Origin of the sequence: Catenulispora sp. GAS73 (assembly GCF_041262085.1) — a bacterium.
Classification (GTDB): domain Bacteria; phylum Actinomycetota; class Actinomycetes; order Streptomycetales; family Catenulisporaceae; genus Catenulispora.
Map to the genome: position 1 here is coordinate 52,615 of NZ_JBGCCM010000035.1, position 17,394 is coordinate 70,008.

Here is a 17,394-nt window from a genome sequence, read left to right on the forward strand (position 1 = left end):
AGTGGGACGTGTTGGGCCGCCGGCGTCCGCCGGCACCGCCGGGCGAAGGGGATGGACCAGTGAGCCACAGGTGAGCGAGTCGGCGGTGGAATGGCCGGCCGTGGGCCTGACGCTGCGCGTCGACGGGCACGAATATCCGGTGCCGCAGGTGTGGATCGGCGACTCGCTGCTGGCGGTGTTGCGCGAGCGCCTTGACCTCGACGAGCCGCGCGACGGCTGCGGGGTCGGCGAATGCGGGTCCTGTCTGGTCACGCTCGACGGCCGCCTGGCGGCGGCCTGCCTGGTGCCCGCGGTCGCCGCGGCGGACCGGGACGTGCGCACACCCCAGGACGCCGCCTTCGAGGCCGCCCGCGAGGCGGTCGCGGCCTCTGGCGCCAGCCCCTGCGGGTTCTGCGCCCCCGCGCTCACCGTCGCCATCACCGATCTGTTGCGCCGCATGGCCGATCCCGGCCCCGCGGCGGTCCGGGAGGCGCTGGCCGGACTGGTCTGCCGCTGCGCCGAATCCGGTCGCTGGATCGAGGCGGTCGCCCGGGCCAAGGAAGCCGGGATCGCGGACGCCGCCGCCGAGCCGGAGGACGCAGCCTCGTGACCGAGCCCAAGTTCCCCGCCGACCTGCGGGCCGAGGGCATGCTGTGGATGGGCGTCACCCGCTCCCCGCACGCCAGCGCCGCGATCCGCGGCCTGGACATGCGGCCGGCGCGCGCCATCGCCGGCGTGCACGCCGTGCTCTCCGCCGCCGACCTGCCCGGCTACAACTTCCACGGCCCGCGCTCCATCGACCAACCGGTGCTGGCCGCCGACGTGGCCCGGTACATCGGCGAGCCGGTGGCCGTAGTGGCCGCCGAGCATCCGGCGCTGGCGCGCGCCGCCGCCGAGCGGGTGCGCGTGATCTGGGACCCGCTGCGGCCCCTGCACGACCCGGATCAGTCCTCGACGGCGCCGCCGATCCACCCGGACGGCAACGTCCTGCACACCACCACTCTGGCCTTCGGCACCGATCCGGCGACGCTGGCCGATCCGGCGAGCGCCGAGTCCGCCGGGCGGAAGATCGTCGAGGGCGAGTACGTCTTCGACGGCGTCGCCTCCCGGCCCGCGGCTCCGGCCGTGGTGATCGCGGTGCCCAACGGCGAGCGCGGGATCGAGATCTACGTCGCGACCGTCTCCCCGCGCGGCGACCGCGAGGTGGTCGCGCAGTGCCTGGGCCTGCCGGTGGAGAAGGTGCACGTCATCCCGACCCGGGTCGGCGGCGCCGACACCCACCGCGAGGATGTGGGCCTGCAGGTGCAGGCGGCGCTGTTGGCGATGGCCACCGGCCGGCCGGTGAAGGCGGTCGTCCCGCGCGACGCCCCGGCGCATCCGGGACGCCCGGCGGCGCAGTTGCGCTACCGGCACGTGGTCGGCGACGACGGGATCCTGGTCGCGGTCGAGGCCGACATCCTGCTCGACGGCGGCGCCTACGCCTCCACCACGATCGACATCCTGGAGGAGGCCTGCCGACTGGCGGTCGGGCCCTACCGGGTGCCGAACGTCCGGGTCACCGGCCGCGTGGTCCGCACGAACAACCCGCCGACCGGCCGGGTGCGCGGCGGCGGCGGGGCCTTGACGTGCGCCGCGTACGAGGCGCAGATGGACGCCGCGGGTTCGGCGGTCGGGCTGGGCGGCCTGGAGGTCCGGCTTCGCAATCTGCTGCGTCCCGGCGACCTGGTTCCGGACGCGAGCGACCCGCTGGGTAAACCGGCCGCGGCCCCGGTGCCGATCCCGGACTGCCTGCACGAGATCCTCGACACCCCGATGCCGAACTTCCCGCCGGGACCGGACATCCGCGAATACCCGGGAACCGTCGGGCGGACCGGGGAGCTGACCCGGATCCGGCGCGGGGTCGGCGTCGCGCTCGGCATGGCCGACCTGTCGAACCCGACGCAGCTGGGGGAGTACGCGACCGCCGTCGTGCTGGTCTCGATGACCCCGGACGGCCCGGCCGCGACCGTGGCCTGCTCGGCCGTGGAGACCGGCTCGGGTCTGCACGACCTGATCCGGGTCACGGTCGAGCGCACCCTGGGCATCTCGCCGGAGCGGGTCGCGGTCCGGGCGCCTGAGGACCCCGGTACGCTGCCGTCGTCGTCGGCGGTCACGCATCCGGCATGGGTGCACGGCAGCGCGGTCGAGGCGGCGGCGAAGCAGGCCCGTGCCAAACTCTTCCGGTCGCTGGCCGAGCAGATCGGCATCGACGGCGGGCTGCTGAAGGTCATCGACGGCTACCTGGTCTCGCACGACGACGTCTTCCACCTCCCCCTCGACGACGCCTACCGGCAGTGCCTCCAGTCCGGCCGCGTGGTGCGCGGCGACGGCGAGTTCCGCATGGTGACCATGCCAGCCCTGACAGGCACCTCGGACGCCGCCAGCGTCGCGGTCGGCGCGGTGCGCGCGGTGGTGGACGTGGACACCGAACTCGGCTTGGTGAATGTGATCCAGGTGGCGATCGCGCAGGACGCGGGCCGGGTCGCGGTCATGGACCGGGCCGTGCACCGGGTCGCCTCCGGAGCCGTGGCCGGCGCCGGCTTCGTGCTGTCCGAGGGCTCGGACCTCCCGTTCGGCTGGGGCGAACCCTCGACGATGGACGCCCCGGAGGTCGTGGTCGCCGCCCTCCTGGAGACCGCGGAGGAAGCGAAGGAAGAGATCGGCCCGGACGGCCTGCCGGTCGCCGCGCCGCCGCTGGGCGGCATGAAACCGGTCGGCGACCTGTCGGTGATGGCGACCCCGGCCGCGGTGCTGGCCGCGATCCGGGACGCCGTCGGGGATCCGCAGGCCGGGTCACCGCTTCGACTGCCGTTGCGACCCGATCGGGCGTGGTGGGTTCTCGGGTGAGGTAATCTCGGGGGTCGGTCCTCACGGACCGCGCGTTCGAAGGCGTGAGAAGGCACAACAAGCGGGTGGAACACGAGGAGGAACCGTGAGTATCTCGGCGGCCTCCCATCTATCGCCGTCCTACCCCGACCGGGCCGCGCGCGGCACCGCGGGGCGGCTGCGGGCCTGGCAGCAGGCGGCGCTGGACCAGTACATGGCGCGCGAGCCGCGGGACTTCCTGGCGGTCGCGACCCCCGGCGCCGGCAAGACCACGTTCGCGCTGCGCATCGCCACGGAGCTGCTGGACCGGCACGTGGTGAACACCATCACGATCGTGGCGCCGACCGAGCACCTGAAGACGCAGTGGGCTGAGGCGGCGCACCGGGTCGGGATAAAGATCGACCCCAACTACAGCGGCGTGACCGGCGGCACCTCGCGGGACTACCAGGGCATCGCGGTGACCTACGCCGGCGTGGCCGCGCACCCGATGCTGCACCGGAACCGCGTCGAGGGTCGCAGGACCCTGGTGATCCTGGACGAGATCCACCACGCCGGCGACTCGAAGTCGTGGGGCGAGGCGGCGTACGAGGCCTTCGAGCCCGCGACCCGGCGCCTGGCCTTGACGGGTACACCCTTCCGCTCGGACACGAACCCGATCCCGTTCGTCACCTACGCCCCGGACAACGAGGGCATCCGCCGCAGCATCGCGGACTACTCGTACGGCTACGGCGAGGCGCTCACCGACGGCGTCGTGCGGCCGGTGGTGTTCATGTCCTACGCCGGTCGCATGCGCTGGCGCACCAAGGCCGGCGACGAGATCGCCATGCAGCTCAACGAGCCGATGACGAACGACGCCGTCAAGCAGGCCTGGCGCACCGCGCTGGACCCGGCCGGCGACTGGATGCCGCAGGTGCTGCGCGCGGCCGACCGCCGGCTGCGCGAGGTGCGCCGCGCGATCCCGGACGCCGGCGGCCTGGTCATCGCCACCGACCAGGGCGCGGCGCGGGCCTACGCGGACATCCTCAAGGACATCACCGGGCAGCGGCCGACCGTCGTGGTCTCGGACGACCCCGACTCGTCGAAGAACATCACCGAGTTCTCAGAGAACGACGACCGCTGGATGGTCGCGGTCCGCATGGTGTCCGAGGGCGTGGACGTCCCGCGCCTGGCGGTCGGCGTGTACGCCACCGGCATCTCCACGCCGCTGTTCTTCGCACAGGCCGTCGGCCGCTTCGTGCGGGCCCGCCGGCACGGCGAGACGGCATCGGTGTTCGTGCCCTCGATCCCGATGCTGCTTGAGTTCGCGAACGAGATGGAGAAGCAGCGGGACCACGCACTGGACAAGCCGACCCAGGCCACCACGACCGAGGACGTGTGGGGCGAGGAGGAGGCGCTGCTCGCGGAGGCCAACCGCACCGAGAAGGAGCAGGGCTACGAAGAGGAGCTCTTCACCTTCCAAGCGCTGAACTCCGAAGCCGAGTTTGACCGGGTCCTGTACGACGGCGCGGAGTTCGGGCTCCCAGCCGACCCCGGCTCGCGCGAAGAGGCGGAGTACCTGGGGCTGCCGGGCCTGCTGGATCCCGAGCACATCAAGGTTCTGCTGGCCAAGCGGCAGCAGATGCACCTCAGCAGCGCACGCAAGAAGGCGCTGCTGCGCTCGCAGGCCGAAGCGATCGTCGGGGCCGAGGAACGTCCGGTGATGACGCGCAAGCAGCTGCTGGAGCTTCGCAAGGAGCTGCAGGGGCTGGTCGGCGCCTGGCACCACAAGACCGGCAAGCCACACGGCACGATCCACGGCGAGCTGCGGCGAACGTGCGGCGGCCCGGCGGTGGCGCAGGCTACTGCTACGCAGTTGCAGAAGCGGATCGACATGGTGCGGCGGTGGGCTGCTGAGGGCGGGTATTAGGCGCCGGCTGGTTCCCTCAGCAGCAAGCCGAGGACGAGTCCCGCGATCGGCACGGCGCACAGCACCGTCAGCACCCCCTGCGGCCCGCTGTGCTCGGCGATCAGGCCGAACACCGGTGCCAGCAGCCCGCCGGCGCTGACCCCGAGCCCGAGCGTGACGCCGGCCGCGGTTCCCGGCCGTCCCGGCAGGTAGTCCTGGCCGAGTTTCACCAGTACGGCGAACGGGATGTTCAGCGCGAGCCCGGTCAGGACCGCGAAGGCCAGCGGCGCGATGCTGCCGGGGCACACGCGCAGCGCGAGCAGCATCGGCACCGTCAGCGCGGTGCCGAGTTGCACCGTGCGCACCATCCCGAAGCGGTCGGCGATGCGTCCGCCGAGCAGCGTGCCCACGACGCCGCCGACCAGGAAGGAGGCGAGGGCCGCGCCGGCGAGGGTGCGGGAGGCGTGCAGGTGCTTGAGCCAGTACAGCTCGATGAAGGTGTTGATGCCGAAGAACGCCGCCGAGCGGACCACCTCGACGCCGGTCAGCGCGGCGAAGGGGCCCCAGCGGTCCCGGCCGCCGGTCGTCGTGGCGTGCGCGTGCCGGGCGCCGCTGCGCTTCTTGAGCAGCACCAAGGCGATGAGCCAGGCCGGCGGGACGAACAGCGCTGTCGCACCGACGCCCCACGCGTCCAGCGCGGGCGTCGCCAGCACCGGCGCCAGGAAGAAGCCGACGCTGCCGCCGGCCGCGAAGACGCTCATCGCGCTGGCACTGTCCCCAGCGGCCTCGCGGGCCGAGCGGCCGGCCGCGGGGTGGAACATCGCCACTCCGAGCCCTGATATCAGGATGCAGAGCCAGACCAGCGCGTAGGGGCCCGCCAGACCCGACAGCCCCACGCCGGTCCCGGCGACCGCGACGCCGACCGCGGCCATCCGCGGCAGCCGCCACCGGTCCACGACCAGCCCGATCGCCGGCTGCGGGAGCGCGCTGCCAAGCGTCGCGGCGAGTGTGAGGCCGGAGGCGGCGAGGTAGCTGTAGTGCCGCTCCAGGACGAAGTAGGGGACGCTGGCGGGGACGAGGCCCTGGTACATGTCGTCGACGGCGTGCGCCAGGCCCCAGACGGCCATGCGGTTGCGGACTCCGCGCGCGCTCGCCGAATCGGCGTCCGGCGCTGCCGGTGTTCTTGGTGCGGTCAGGCTCATAGCCCCCACAATCGCCCGGCGCGACCTTGTCCGGCTTCCGATATCCTGCCGATCAATGTCGGAAAACCGCCTGATCCTCACCGGCCCCACCCGCCACCCCCTGCTGCCCGGCGAGCAGGTGGAGCGCCACGACCACGACGTGAACCAGCTGGTCTACCCGCTCAGCGGGATGCTGGAGGTCGCCACCTCGGCCGGGGTGTGGATGGTGCCCCCGCACCGCGCAGCCTGGATCCCGGCCCGCGTCCCACACGCGCACCGCGCGCACGGCCCCACCGAGATGCGAACCCTGATCTTCCCAGCCGCCACCAACCCGCTCCACCTGGACAGCCCAACGGTCCTGGCCGTGGATCCGCTGCTCCGCGAGCTGATCGCCGCCCTCACCACCGAGGACCCGGGCCCGCGCCAGCGCCGCAACCTCGAACAGGTGGCGCTGGACCGCCTGCGCACCGTCGACGAACTCCCGCTGCGCCTACTCTGGCCGCACGACGACCGCCTCACAACGATCGCCCGCGCCCTCGCCGACAACCCCGCGGACGCCCGCACCCTGGCCGCCCTCGGCCGCGAAGCCGGCGCCGCCGAGCGCACCCTCAGCCGCCTGTTCCGCGCCGAAACCGGCATGACCTTCCCACAGTGGCGCACGCAACTGCGGCTCCAGCACGCGATGGCACTGCTGGCGACCGGCGAGGCGGTGACGACGGTCGCGACCGCATGCGGCTTCGCGACGCCAAGCGCGTTCATCGAGACCTTCCGGAAGGCCCTGGGGACGACACCGGGCCGGTACCGGGCGAGTGCGAATCCCCCGACGGGGTAGATCGATGGTCGTGATGAGGTCGCCAGAAAACGCCACCACGCCGCCCCGCAACCACCCGGCCCAGCCTTCTCTGATGGCTCATCAGATGACATACTCCGCGCCATGACGCCCAAGGGACTGAAGCGCACAGCGCAGACGCTCGCCCGCCAACCCTGGTTCGTGGCAGTAGGCAAACACACGATCCCGCGCGTGGACCGCGTGCTGTACAAGGTGACACGCGGCCGCGTCGGCGCCATGAGCCCCTCGGGCCTGACCGGCCTGCTGCTCACGACGGTGGGCCGCAAGACCGGCAAGGAACGCTCCGTACCGCTGCTCTACGTAGGGCACGAGGGCAAGTACTACCTCACCGGCTCGAACTGGGGCCAGGAACACCACCCGGTGTGGACGCTGAACCTGATGGCCAACCCCGAGGCGACGCTGACGGTCAAGGGCAAGAAGATCCCAGTCACGGCCCGCCTGCTGGAGGGCGAGGAGCGCACGGCGATCTGGCCGGTGCTGACGACGACCTGGCCGAACTTCGACGTGTACACCGAGCGGAGCGGCCGGGAGCTGCGGGTGTTCGAGCTGACGCCGCGGTGAGTGGAACTCGCCTTGCTGCCTGCGGTTGGTGACGGGCCAGCGCGACCGGCCCCGTGGTGAGGGGGTCCGAAGGACCATGCGGGGTGTTGGTTCTGGGTCCCTCGCCGCGTCGGCGGGCGAAGCCAACCTGGCCGGTTTGGTGGTGTCCAGCCGGACGGAGCTGGACCACAGCAGCAGCGATGCGGCTTGACGCCACCAAACCGGGCTGGTTCCGTAAGGCGACGACGTGGCGAGGGGCACAGAACCCTGGTGACCACAAGCAACACCGCCACCGACCAACGCAACGCAGGCAACAGCGGATAGAAAGCCGACCAGTCGCGGGCCGCCGCCGGACAGCCGGACGCGCGGGTCGCCCCCTCGCTGTAGAGCGCCCGCCGGAGGCCCCACCACGCCCAACGATTGCCGCCTACGCAACGCGTGCGCAGTGACTCGGACCGGTGCGTGGTTGTGGACACGAAAACCGGCGGCCGCCAGCGCAACATGCGGGGCACAACCGAACTGCGTCCCCTTGCGAGGCCATCAAACCATTGGCGAAGCCGTCAAAAAACGCCTGTAAACCACAAGCGAACCGCAACCTGAGCAGCGCGCCGAATCAGCTACCCAACACCGGCAACAACCGCAGATACAGCAACCCCCCACCTCACATCAACGCCGCCGAAATCTCCCCCGCAGCCTGAATCACCCGAGGCGCAACAGCCCCCACATCCAGCGGCGCGAAAGACACCACCCCAACACTCGCCTCCAACCCCGGCACCGCCCGAATCGGCGCCGCGATCCCGTGCGCCCCAGCCTGAAGCTCGCCCTCGCTCACCGTGTACAGCGTCGCAGCGTCCTGAATACCACCGCCTCCCCCACCCCGCCCCACCCCCGACCGTCCCAGCAAGATCGCCTTCCCCGCCGCCCCCTGCCCCAACCGGTGCCGCGACCCCACCCGATACGCCATGTGATAGTCCGTCCAAGTCGGCTCCACCACCGCGATCGCCAGCCCATCCGGCCCCTCCGCGACCGTCAAGTGCGCCGTCGCGCCCACCGCCTCGGCCAGCCGCCGCAGCGGCGGCGTCGCGGCCTCGCGCAGCAGCGGGTGGACCCGCGCCGCCAGCCGCAGCACCCCGACGCCGAGGTGCACCCGCCCGTCCGCATCCCGCCTCGCCAGACCGTGCGCCTCCAGCGTCGCGACGAGGCGGTAGCCGGCGGTGCGCGGGGCCCCGACGCGTTCGGCCAGTTGGGCGACCGTCAGGCCGGAGGTGGCGTCGGCCAGTGCCGTGAGCACGCGGATCCCCCGGTCCAGAGTCTGGCTGGTCTCCGGTTCCGGCGTGGGATCGGTGCGGGTCATACGCGCAGCTTAGATTGTGCGTGGACCATACTCGACGAATGGGCATCGACGACGATCTGTTCCGCAGGCAGCGGCTTCTCCAGAACGAGGCGGACGCCGTCCTCGACGACCTGGACCTCATCGCCGGGCTGGAGGCCATCGGCGACCCGATCCGTACCGGCAGCTCCGCCCTCGGCGTCATGGTGAAGCCGGACATCGACATGACCACCGCCTGCGCCCGCCTCGACCTGCCGGCCTTCGACGCCGTCGCGCACCTGGCGACCCGGCTGGCCCGGCACGAGCGCGTGCGCCAGGTGACCTTCCGCGACGACACCGGCAGCTGGAACACCGAGCCCGACAACTACCCCGACGGCCTGTTCCTCCAGATCCAGTACCGCTCCCCGCGGCCGCGCGACTGGAGTCTCGACCTCTGGTTCGTCGACCAGCCCGAGCGCCAGCCGGACCTGGGCCACCTGCGCACGCTCCTGCCCCGCCTCACCGACGAGACGCGCGAAGCCATCCTGCGCATCAAGGAGGAGTGGACGCCGCGCCCCGAGTACGGCCGTCAGGTCAACGGGACTCTGATTTATGAGGCTGTGCTTGATGGGGGAGTACGGACGCTTCCGGACTTTGCGGAGTGGCTGGCGCAGGACCTAGCCGCTTCGATGTCGGATACCGCTTTGAAATCAGATACCGCTTGAAAATCAAATACCGACCCGGCCTAGGCACCCGCCCCACCCGCTCGCGCACCCTCCGCCCCACCCAAAGCCACAGCCCGGTGGGCAAGAACACCGCGTCGCCGACCATCATCGCCGCCGAGAACAACGGCAGCCCCATCACCACCGCGATCGAGAAGTGCATCCCGACCAGCATCACCAGGCACGGGTACTTCAGCCACTTGCTGAACACGGCGAACGGGAAGGCGATCTGCACGAACACCGTCAAGTACGCCACGATCGCGATCGTGACGCTCTGCCCCGCCATGAAGTTCGACAATCCCGGCCAGGGCCGGAACCAGTCCAGATGCAGCGTGTAGTACAGCGCGGTCCCGTTCTGCCAGTCCGAGCCCTGCGACTTGTACAGCCCGGCCGCGGCGTAGACCACGCAGATCTGCGCCGCTATCACCAGCACTGCGGCGTTGTGCAGGAAGGTGACGATCTCCTCGCGCGTCCGGTCCAGCTCGGCGACCGCCTGCCAGCCCCGGGTTTTCGGCCAGGCGAACTCGGCGATGCCGGCCGCTTCCCGCTTCGCGGCCTGCCGGCGCTTGCGCCGCGCGTCCAGCGACCAGCGCGCGCCGCATCGGCTGAAGGCCAGGTAGATGGCCATCAGGCTCATGATGTTGTCGCCGCCGTCGGTGAGGAACACGTTGCGGCCGGTGAACGCCATGAGAGTGAGCGCGAAGCAGATCGACGTCACACGCGTGCGCCAGCCCAGCACGAACAACACGCAGACCAGGATCGCCACGTGGTACCAGAACTCGAACCAGGCGTTGCCGCCGTGGCCGAGGAACGTGTACCACCAGCGGTCGACGGCGAACCAATCCAGGCCGGGGTCGTTGGCGAACTGCTGGTTCAACGACGAGGTCCAGGGCGCGTTCGGGCCCCACAGCGATTGGCGGTTCGGGTACTCGTGGAGCAGGAAGATCAGGTAAAGCGAGCCGTAGCCCATCCGCAGGACCGCCGTGCCGTAGAGCGCGACCGCGTGCGTCGTCAGGTAGGTCAGCGTCGTGCCGGCCTTGTGGACGGCCCACATCAGAGGCTCCCGGCGGAATGGCGGGCACTGCTCGGCGGCCACCGCGAGCGCGGCGGCGGCTTCTGCGGCTTCGACGCTGTCGACGCTGTCGGCAGTGTCGTCGATGTCCGAGGTCACGGAGCCACGCTCCCGTTCGGGCAGCCGTAGGAGACAGCGTCGGGGGAGACCTGCCGCCACGGGATGATGTGCACCGCCGGCTGCTGCACCTGGTTCGGCGCGTCGGCCGGCGCGATGTCGGTGGTGGTGACCCGGAACTCGATGTTCATGATCTTGCCCGGCGGCACGCCGTCCTTGGCGCTGCGCGGCTGGATCCGCTGCATCGCGATGTTCACCAGGTACTGCCGCGTCATCTCGGCGCGCCCGGAGGTGCCGACGTCGGAGGAGTCGTGCGTCGTGAGGTAGGCGTCGGTCCACGCCCGGCGCAGCTCGTTCTGCTCCAAGTGACCGGGGAAGGGGTTGTGCAGAATGGTGTCGTAGTCCATCTGCGACAGGTTGTACCAGGGTGTGACGCTGCTGTAGCAGTCGGTGGAGACCCTGGCCTCGACGGTGAAGTTCTGGGACATCGGGTTCGGCGCGAACAGCCGCCAGTTCTGCTCGAACCACGGGTAGACCCATTTGGCGATGGGGGTCGCGAGCCTGGTGCTGACCGTGTTCGTCGGCGAGTTGGTCAGGAACGTGATCGTCAGGTGGTACAGCGCCAGGAACGAGATGCCGAGGACGGCGACGCCCAGGACCGCCCGGGACCACCACGGCCGGGGAGCCTGTCGAGGAGGGTCGGGGGCGGACGCGGCGGGTTCCTCGATCGGCTCGGACACGCAGCAAACCTAACGGATAGCCGTACCCCCGGAAACGTCGTTCTGGCAAGTCGTGACGTCCGTGACCAAATGCGACTCCTGAGAAACCTCTGGAGCAGTCCTTACCCTTCCGAGTGCTCGGTGGCGCACACCTCGGTCAGCGGCAGCACCCGGTAGGGCACCGGGTTCGCCATCGCGATCACGGTCGAGGTCCGCTGGATGCCCTCGAAGGAGACCAGCTTGTCGATCACCCGCTGCATGTCCGCGTTGGACCGCGCGACGATGCGGCACAGCATGTCGCCGGCGCCGGTGATGGTGTGCATCTCCAGCAGCTCCGGGATCGCCGCCAGGTGTTCGCGGACCTGCGCGCCGCGGCCCTGCCGGATCTCCAGCGTGGCGAACGCGGTCACCGAGTAGCCGAGCGCGATCGGGTCGATGACCGGCCCGAAACCGCGTACCACGCCGCGCGCCTGGAGCCGGTCCAGGCGCGCCTGCACGGTCCCGCGCGCCACTCCCAGGCGTCGTGACGCTTCGAGGATCCCGATCCGCGGCTCCTCGGTGAGCAGGGCCAGCAGCCGGGCGTCCAGGCCGTCGATCTGCATCGTCGAGGGCGGTGGTTCATGCAGGGACATACCGGGTGGTTCCCTTCCATGTCGGTTTCGCGGTGATGTGTCGCTGATCACACTGTACAGAAATGTGGTCCGAGAGGCACTGGCGCTGAGCAGATTGTATAGCTCTCTGACCTCGCGTTGCGCAGTTTGATCTGCGGATCGAAGCTGGGACCATGACCGAAACCGCTGTCCCCGTCAACGCCGACGCCGACCTCACCGCCACCTCCGCCGACCCGTTCCCGGTCAAGGGGATGGACGCCGTCGTGTTCGCCGTCGGCAACGCCAAGCAGGCCGCCCACTATTACTCGACCGCTTTCGGCATGAAGGTGGTCGCCTACTCCGGCCCCGAGACCGGCCGCGCGGACCGCGTGTCGTACGTGCTGGTGTCCGGCAGCGCGCGCTTCGTGCTGGAGGGCTCGGTCCGTCCCGGCACCGACCTCGCCCGGCACGTCGCCGAGCACGGCGACGGCGTCACCGACCTGGCGATCGCCGTCCCGGACGTGTACGCCGCCTACGAGTACGCGGTCGCGCACGGCGCCACCGGCCTGGAGAAGCCGCACGAGATCGAGGACGAGCACGGCGTCCTGGTCCGCGCCGCGGTCGCCACCTACGGCGAAACCCGCCACTCGCTGATCGACCGGTCCCGCTACCACGGCGTCTACGCCCCCGGCTATGTCGAGCGCGCGCCGCTGGTCGAGCCGAACGCCCGCATCTTCCAGGCGATCGACCACTGCGTCGGCAACGTCGAGCTGGGCAAGATGGACGAATGGGTGGAGTTCTACCACAAGGTCATGGGCTTCACGAACATGGCCGAGTTCATCGGCGACGACATCGCGACCGACTACTCGGCGCTGATGTCCAAGGTGGTCGCCGACGGTACCCGCAAGGTCAAGTTCCCGCTGAACGAGCCAGCGATCGCGAAGAAGAAGTCGCAGATCGACGAGTACCTGGAGTTCTACGGCGGCCCCGGTGTGCAGCACATCGCGCTGAACACCGGCGACATCCTGGCCACCGTGGACGCGATGCGCGCCGCGGGCGTGGAGTTCCTGGAGACCCCGGACTCGTACTACGAGGACGAGGAGCTGCGGGCGCGCATCGGGACCGTGCGCGTGCCGGTCGAGGAGCTGCAGAAGCGCAAGATCCTCGTCGACCGCGACGAGGAGGGCTACCTGCTGCAGATCTTCACCAAGCCGGTGCAGGACCGTCCGACCGTGTTCTTCGAGCTCATCGAGCGGCACGGCAGCCAGGGCTTCGGCAAGGGGAACTTCAAGGCCCTGTTCGAGGCCATCGAGCGTGAGCAGGAGCGCCGCGGCAACCTGTGAGCCCCGGCTGAGGCGTCTACTGCAAAGGACGTAGTAGCTGGTCATCGTGCGGGTGTAGGGATTCCCCAAGGTTGCGTAAGGAATCCCGGCACCCGTACAGGTTTGGGCGGCGGTGTTCTAGGCTCGGTGATCGTGGAGAGTACACCGCGTCCCGGCTATTACCCCGACCCCTCAGTTCCCGGATACATCCGGTATTGGGACGGCTCGAAGTGGGTCCCGGGCACCAGCAAGCCGATGCCTAAGAAGGCCGGCGGCGCCGGGGACGCGGAGGGGGTTGTGGAGTCGGGGGCGGTGCCCCCGCCGCCACGGGCCGCGGCGGCCTCTTCTGCTTCTGCCGCGTCAGGCGGCGAGACGTCGGGCCGGGCGTCCATCGGACAGCTGACCTTCGACGATCTCCTTCCGATGCCGGACGAGGGGTCGCAGGATTCGTCGTACGACGACGATCTCGACCCGGCTGCCGCTACCGTGCCGAAGCCTCCGGCCTTCGCGCCGCCGCGTCCGCTGTCGGAGGTGAACTTCGACGACGCGAAGCCCTCGGAGTCCACGTTCCCGCATCGTCCCCCGGCGGACTTCCCGGGCGCGGCCCCGGAGCCGAGGCCTCCTGTCTTCACACCGCCGAAATCGTTGGCGGACACCAGCTTCGACAGCCCGCTGCCCGAGCCCCCGCGCCAGGCGCCGCCCCAGGTCGCCAGCGCCGCCGGGATGGGCATCTCGATCACCCCGGCGCCGGGTATGCCCGGCATGCCGGCCGCACCGAGGCAGACTCCGGCGCAGATGTCCGCGGCGAACCAGGCACTGCGCATCCGGCTGCTGCGTCCGGACGGCAAACCGTTCGACGGCCCGGAGATCACCACCGGACCCAAGCAGGGCGACTCGCCGAACGGCTCATCGCGCACCGAGTTCGACACCCCGCGCGGCCCGAAGAAGCAGGCCCCGAAGGTCGTGGTGAAGACCGGGCCGCTGGAGCGCGTCGGGCACACGCTGGCGGTCCTGCTGATCTCCGCGATCGGCATCGTGCCGTTGGGCTACCTGCTGATGAAGTCGGTGCACGACCGCGAGAACAAGCTCGCCGCGACGATCACCGTGCCGACGAAGATGAACGTGCTGGACACCACGTCCGAGGCCTACCTCGGCGGGATGGTCGTGGTGCTGCTGGTCGTGACGGTGTTGTACGTGACGCGCCTGAAGCGGCGGCGCACGCGGTAGGACGGTAGAACTTAGGCGGCTCGGGGCGGCCAGTCATCGGGGTAGTACTGGATGTGCAGCATGTCCGGGGTGCTGTGCCGGGTGCGTGCCGGCGGCCATCCGCCGGCGGCGAGTTCGGCGCAAACATGTCTGACGGCGTCGTGGTTGCGCTTGCGGACCGTCTCGGTCAGCACGGTGCTGAGCTCGTGTGCCGCTTGCCGGAAGGATTCGCGGCTGCCGGTGACGAAGAGCGTGTCGCCGGCCGAGTCGAAGTTCAGCAGGTCGCGGTACTCCCGGTAGTGCAGGCGGGTGTAGTCCATCTCGGCGTTGGCGAAGTCGGGGACTTGGATCTTGTGCGGTGCGCCTTCCCCGAGGCGGCCGCGTATCGCTTTCCATCGCGAGGGCCGGAGCTGGTGCAGGGCGTGCGACAGCACCAGATCGACGCTGCGGCCTTCGAACGGCGAGGCGTTGTGCCGGGTCGGGACGTGGATGATCGAGCGCGGGGACACGGCTGCGAGGGACCAGAGCGTGGCCAGTTGGCACAGGGCCTCGCGGTCGGCGTAGCCGGAGTACCAGAAGCTGTCGTCGTGCAGGACCAGGCGGGTGGCAGGACGGTCCGGCCGGATCACCCGGTGCTCGCGGCCGTCCAGGCGCACGCGGCTGATCCGGGTCCTGAGTTCCAGTCTCCCGGGCATGTCGGCCATCTTGTCCGCCGGCTACGTGCGGCGGCCAGCAGATTTCGGCCGCGCCGCCGCGCGTGCTCGTCGACGAGCCGGTCGGCCGGCGAGTCGGCGAGCCGGTGAGTCGCTGTCAGCCTTCAACCGCCGGCACGATCTCGACCCCGGCCGCGCTCATCTCGGCCAGCGCCGTGGCCGTCGTGCCCTCCGCGACCCCGGCCACCAGATCAGCCCGCAGCCGTGTGCGCAGCCCCAGCTTCACCGCGTCCAGCGCGGTCGCCCGCACGCAGTAGTCGGTGGCGATCCCGACCACGTCCACCTCGTCCACCCCGCGCGTCCGCAGCCAGTCGCCCAGCGGCGTGTCCGAGCCGTCCACGCCCTCGAAACCGCTGTACGCGGCCTGGAACGCGCCCTTGGAGAAGACCTCGTCGACGTTCGTGCGGTCGAAGTCCGGGTGGAACTCCGCACCCTTCGTCCCGGCCACGCAGTGCACCGGCCAGCTGGTCACGTAGTCCGGCTCGGCGGCGAAGTGCGACCCGGGGTCGGTGTGCCAGTCCCGGGTCGCCACCACGTGCTCGAAGCCGCCGCGGTCCGGTGCGGCCAGCAGGGCGCTCACGCCGGCCGCGACGGCCGAGCCGCCGGAGACCGGCAGCGAGCCGCCTTCGCAAAAGTCGTTCTGGACGTCGACGACGATCAGTGCGTGCGTCATGGTCGGCTTCTTTCGTCGGGCTGCGTCGGGCTGCGTCGGGCTGCGTCGGGCTGCGTCGGGCGCTGCTAGCTCGGGTACACCGTAGGGATCGCCGGCTCGCCGCGCGAGAGCTGTGTCGACCACGGCGGCAGCTCCGCACGCGAGGCCTCGTGGCGCTCGCGGATCTCGGCCAGCGTCGGCCGCGCGATCACCTCGCCCTTGGCGACGTACTGCATCAGCAGGTCGCGGCCCTCGGCCTTCAGCTCCTCCGGTACCGAGCCCGTCCCGACGACCTCCTCCTGCGCCACGCCGTCGGAGCCGATGCGGCGCCAGGCGAACTTGCGGCCGCCGCGGGTGGCCTTCTCAGAGGACTTCTTCGCCACCGGCACCATCGGTGCTTCCGGTTCCGCGCTCGCGCCGCGCGCCACCAGCTTGTAGACCAGGCCGGCGGTCGGCGCGCCGGAGCCGGTGACCAGTTGGGTGCCGACGCCGTAGGAGTCCACCGGGGCCGCGGCCAGTGCCGCGATCTGGTACTCGTCCAGGTCCGAGGTGACCACGATCTTGGTGTGCTCGGCGCCCAGCTCGTCGAGCTGCTTGCGCACCCGGTGCGCCATCCACAGCAGGTCGCCGGAGTCCAGGCGGACCGCGCCGAGGTCGGGGCCGGCGACCTCGACCGCGATCTTCACGGCCTCGGCCACGTCGTAGGTGTCGACCAGCAGCGTCGTGCCCCGGCCCAGGGTCTCCACCTGGACGCTGAAGGCGTCGCGCTCGCTGTCGTGCAGCAGGACGAAGGCGTGCGCGGAGGTGCCGGTGGTCGGGACGCCGAAGCGGCGGCGTGCCTCCAGGTTGGAGGACGCCGAGAAGCCCGCCAGGTAGGCGGCGCGCGCCGCGGCCACGGCGGCCTCCTCGTGGGTGCGCCGCGAGCCCATCTCCAGGCAGGGGCGGCCCATCGCGGCCGAGGTCATGCGGGAGGCCGCCGAGGCGATCGCGCTGTCGTGGTTCAGCACCGACAGTACGAGCGTCTCCAGCAGCACCGCCTCGGCGAACGTGGACTCCACGATCAGCAGCGGGGAGCCGGGGAAGTAGCACTCTCCCTCGGCGTAGCCGTGGACGTCGCCGGTGAAGCGGTAGCCGGCCAGCCAGTCCCGGGTGGGTTCGTCGACGATCCCGGACTCGTGCAGGAAGTCGCAGATCGCGGTGTCGAACCGGAATTCCTCCAGGGCGTCCAGGAGGCGGCCGGTACCGGCGGTGACGCCGTAGCGGCGTCCGTCGGGCAGCCGGCGGGCGAAGACCTCGAACACCGAGCGTCGGTGGGCGGCCCCGCTGCGCAGGGCGCCCTCCAGCATGGTGAGCTCATAGTGGTCCGTGAGGAGCGCGGTGCTGTTCACGATCTATCAGCGTAGTCTGGTGGGATGAGTGTCGCGCCGGTGGAGGTCGTTCCGGAGGCCACGGAGGAGACCCGGGCGGCTCCGGTGCAGGACCCGGTGTGGGTCACCGTGGTCTGGAACGACCCTGTGAACCTGATGAGTTATGTCACCTACGTGTTCATGACCTACTTCGGTTACAGCAAGGGCAAGGCCGAGCGGTTGATGCGGGAGGTGCACAACCTCGGCAAGGCGATAGTGTCCAGCGGCGGCCGCGAGCAGATGGAGAAGGACGTGGCCGCGATGCACGGTTACGGCTTGTGGGCGACCGTGCAGCGCCAGGACGGCTGAACGACCAGATCGGGGAA

Annotated in this window: 16 protein-coding genes and 1 pseudogene; 9 read left to right on the forward strand and 8 right to left on the reverse strand. The window is 70.7% G+C overall.

Going from position 1 to position 17,394, the window contains the following annotated elements; all coding sequences use genetic code 11:
- Positions 1-70: 70 nt before the first annotated feature.
- The 3 genes from ABH935_RS39225 to ABH935_RS39235 all read left to right on the forward strand — a co-directional run bounded on the left by ABH935_RS39225 (position 71) and on the right by ABH935_RS39235 (position 4,750).
- Positions 71-589, forward strand: a complete 519-nt coding sequence (locus tag ABH935_RS39225) for a (2Fe-2S)-binding protein (RefSeq protein WP_370383049.1) — start codon at positions 71-73, stop codon at positions 587-589.
- Positions 586-2,865, forward strand: a complete 2,280-nt coding sequence (locus tag ABH935_RS39230) for a xanthine dehydrogenase family protein molybdopterin-binding subunit (protein WP_370383050.1) — start codon at positions 586-588, stop codon at positions 2,863-2,865. Before ABH935_RS39225 ends, ABH935_RS39230 begins: the two co-directional genes overlap by 4 nt.
- 85 nt (positions 2,866-2,950) lie before the next feature.
- Positions 2,951-4,750, forward strand: a complete 1,800-nt coding sequence (locus tag ABH935_RS39235; protein ID WP_370383051.1) for a DEAD/DEAH box helicase — start codon at positions 2,951-2,953, stop codon at positions 4,748-4,750.
- Here the strand turns inward: ABH935_RS39235 and ABH935_RS39240 are convergent.
- A complete protein-coding gene (locus ABH935_RS39240; RefSeq protein ID WP_370383052.1) occupies positions 4,747-5,931 on the reverse strand; it encodes an MFS transporter in 1,185 nt (394 codons plus the stop codon). The two genes, ABH935_RS39235 and ABH935_RS39240, sit on opposite strands and share 4 nt — an antisense overlap.
- Before the next feature lie 55 nt (positions 5,932-5,986).
- On the opposite strand from ABH935_RS39240, the gene ABH935_RS39245 reads away from it, so the two are divergent.
- Complete coding sequence (locus ABH935_RS39245) at positions 5,987-6,742, forward strand: helix-turn-helix transcriptional regulator (RefSeq protein WP_370383053.1); 756 nt, start codon at positions 5,987-5,989, stop codon at positions 6,740-6,742.
- Between the two features lie 102 nt (positions 6,743-6,844).
- Complete coding sequence (locus tag ABH935_RS39250; RefSeq protein ID WP_370383054.1) at positions 6,845-7,321, forward strand: nitroreductase family deazaflavin-dependent oxidoreductase; 477 nt, start codon at positions 6,845-6,847, stop codon at positions 7,319-7,321.
- A 640-nt stretch (positions 7,322-7,961) separates the two neighbouring features.
- Here the strand turns inward: ABH935_RS39250 and ABH935_RS39255 are convergent.
- Entirely contained in the window at positions 7,962-8,654 is a 693-nt protein-coding gene (locus ABH935_RS39255; RefSeq protein ID WP_370383055.1) for an IclR family transcriptional regulator, read from the reverse strand.
- Positions 8,655-8,692: 38 nt separating this feature from the next.
- On the opposite strand from ABH935_RS39255, the gene ABH935_RS39260 reads away from it, so the two are divergent.
- Positions 8,693-9,334, forward strand: a complete 642-nt coding sequence (locus tag ABH935_RS39260) for a hypothetical protein (RefSeq protein WP_370383056.1) — start codon at positions 8,693-8,695, stop codon at positions 9,332-9,334.
- A gap of 85 nt (positions 9,335-9,419) precedes the next feature.
- Here ABH935_RS39260 and ABH935_RS39265 read toward each other — a convergent pair.
- From ABH935_RS39265 to ABH935_RS39275, 3 genes and pseudogenes are all read right to left on the reverse strand, one after another.
- Positions 9,420-10,385 (reverse strand): annotated as a pseudogene (locus ABH935_RS39265) (HTTM domain-containing protein); the annotation flags it as partial.
- A gap of 113 nt (positions 10,386-10,498) precedes the next feature.
- The gene (locus ABH935_RS39270) at positions 10,499-11,200 is read right to left on the reverse strand and encodes a DUF5819 family protein (protein WP_370383057.1); all 702 of its coding nucleotides are present in this window, start codon (positions 11,198-11,200) and stop codon (positions 10,499-10,501) included.
- 101 nt (positions 11,201-11,301) lie between these two features.
- Positions 11,302-11,781 carry an Lrp/AsnC family transcriptional regulator gene (locus ABH935_RS39275; protein ID WP_370383106.1) on the reverse strand — a complete coding sequence of 160 codons (480 nt, stop codon included), beginning with the start codon at positions 11,779-11,781 and terminating at the stop codon, positions 11,302-11,304.
- 182 nt (positions 11,782-11,963) lie between these two features.
- Here ABH935_RS39275 and hppD point away from each other — a divergent pair, with 182 nt between their 5' ends.
- Both hppD and ABH935_RS39285 read left to right on the forward strand, forming a co-directional pair.
- A complete protein-coding gene (hppD, locus tag ABH935_RS39280; RefSeq protein ID WP_370383058.1) occupies positions 11,964-13,112 on the forward strand; it encodes a 4-hydroxyphenylpyruvate dioxygenase in 1,149 nt (382 codons plus the stop codon).
- 132 nt (positions 13,113-13,244) lie between these two features.
- The gene (locus ABH935_RS39285) at positions 13,245-14,318 is read left to right on the forward strand and encodes a DUF2510 domain-containing protein (protein ID WP_370383059.1); all 1,074 of its coding nucleotides are present in this window, start codon (positions 13,245-13,247) and stop codon (positions 14,316-14,318) included.
- Between the two features lie 11 nt (positions 14,319-14,329).
- Here the strand turns inward: ABH935_RS39285 and ABH935_RS39290 are convergent, their stop codons facing one another.
- The 3 genes from ABH935_RS39290 to ABH935_RS39300 form a co-directional block, all read right to left on the reverse strand.
- A complete protein-coding gene (locus ABH935_RS39290) occupies positions 14,330-14,992 on the reverse strand; it encodes a hypothetical protein (protein WP_370383060.1) in 663 nt (220 codons plus the stop codon).
- Between the two features lie 115 nt (positions 14,993-15,107).
- Positions 15,108-15,683: a nicotinamidase gene (locus ABH935_RS39295; RefSeq protein WP_370383061.1), complete on the reverse strand. Its 576-nt coding sequence runs from the start codon at positions 15,681-15,683 to the stop codon at positions 15,108-15,110.
- A 65-nt stretch (positions 15,684-15,748) separates the two neighbouring features.
- Complete coding sequence (locus ABH935_RS39300; protein WP_370383062.1) at positions 15,749-17,050, reverse strand: nicotinate phosphoribosyltransferase; 1,302 nt, start codon at positions 17,048-17,050, stop codon at positions 15,749-15,751.
- Between the two features lie 24 nt (positions 17,051-17,074).
- Here ABH935_RS39300 and clpS point away from each other — a divergent pair, with 24 nt between their 5' ends.
- Positions 17,075-17,377, forward strand: a complete 303-nt coding sequence (clpS, locus tag ABH935_RS39305; protein ID WP_370348980.1) for an ATP-dependent Clp protease adapter ClpS — start codon at positions 17,075-17,077, stop codon at positions 17,375-17,377.
- Positions 17,378-17,394: the final 17 nt, after the last annotated feature.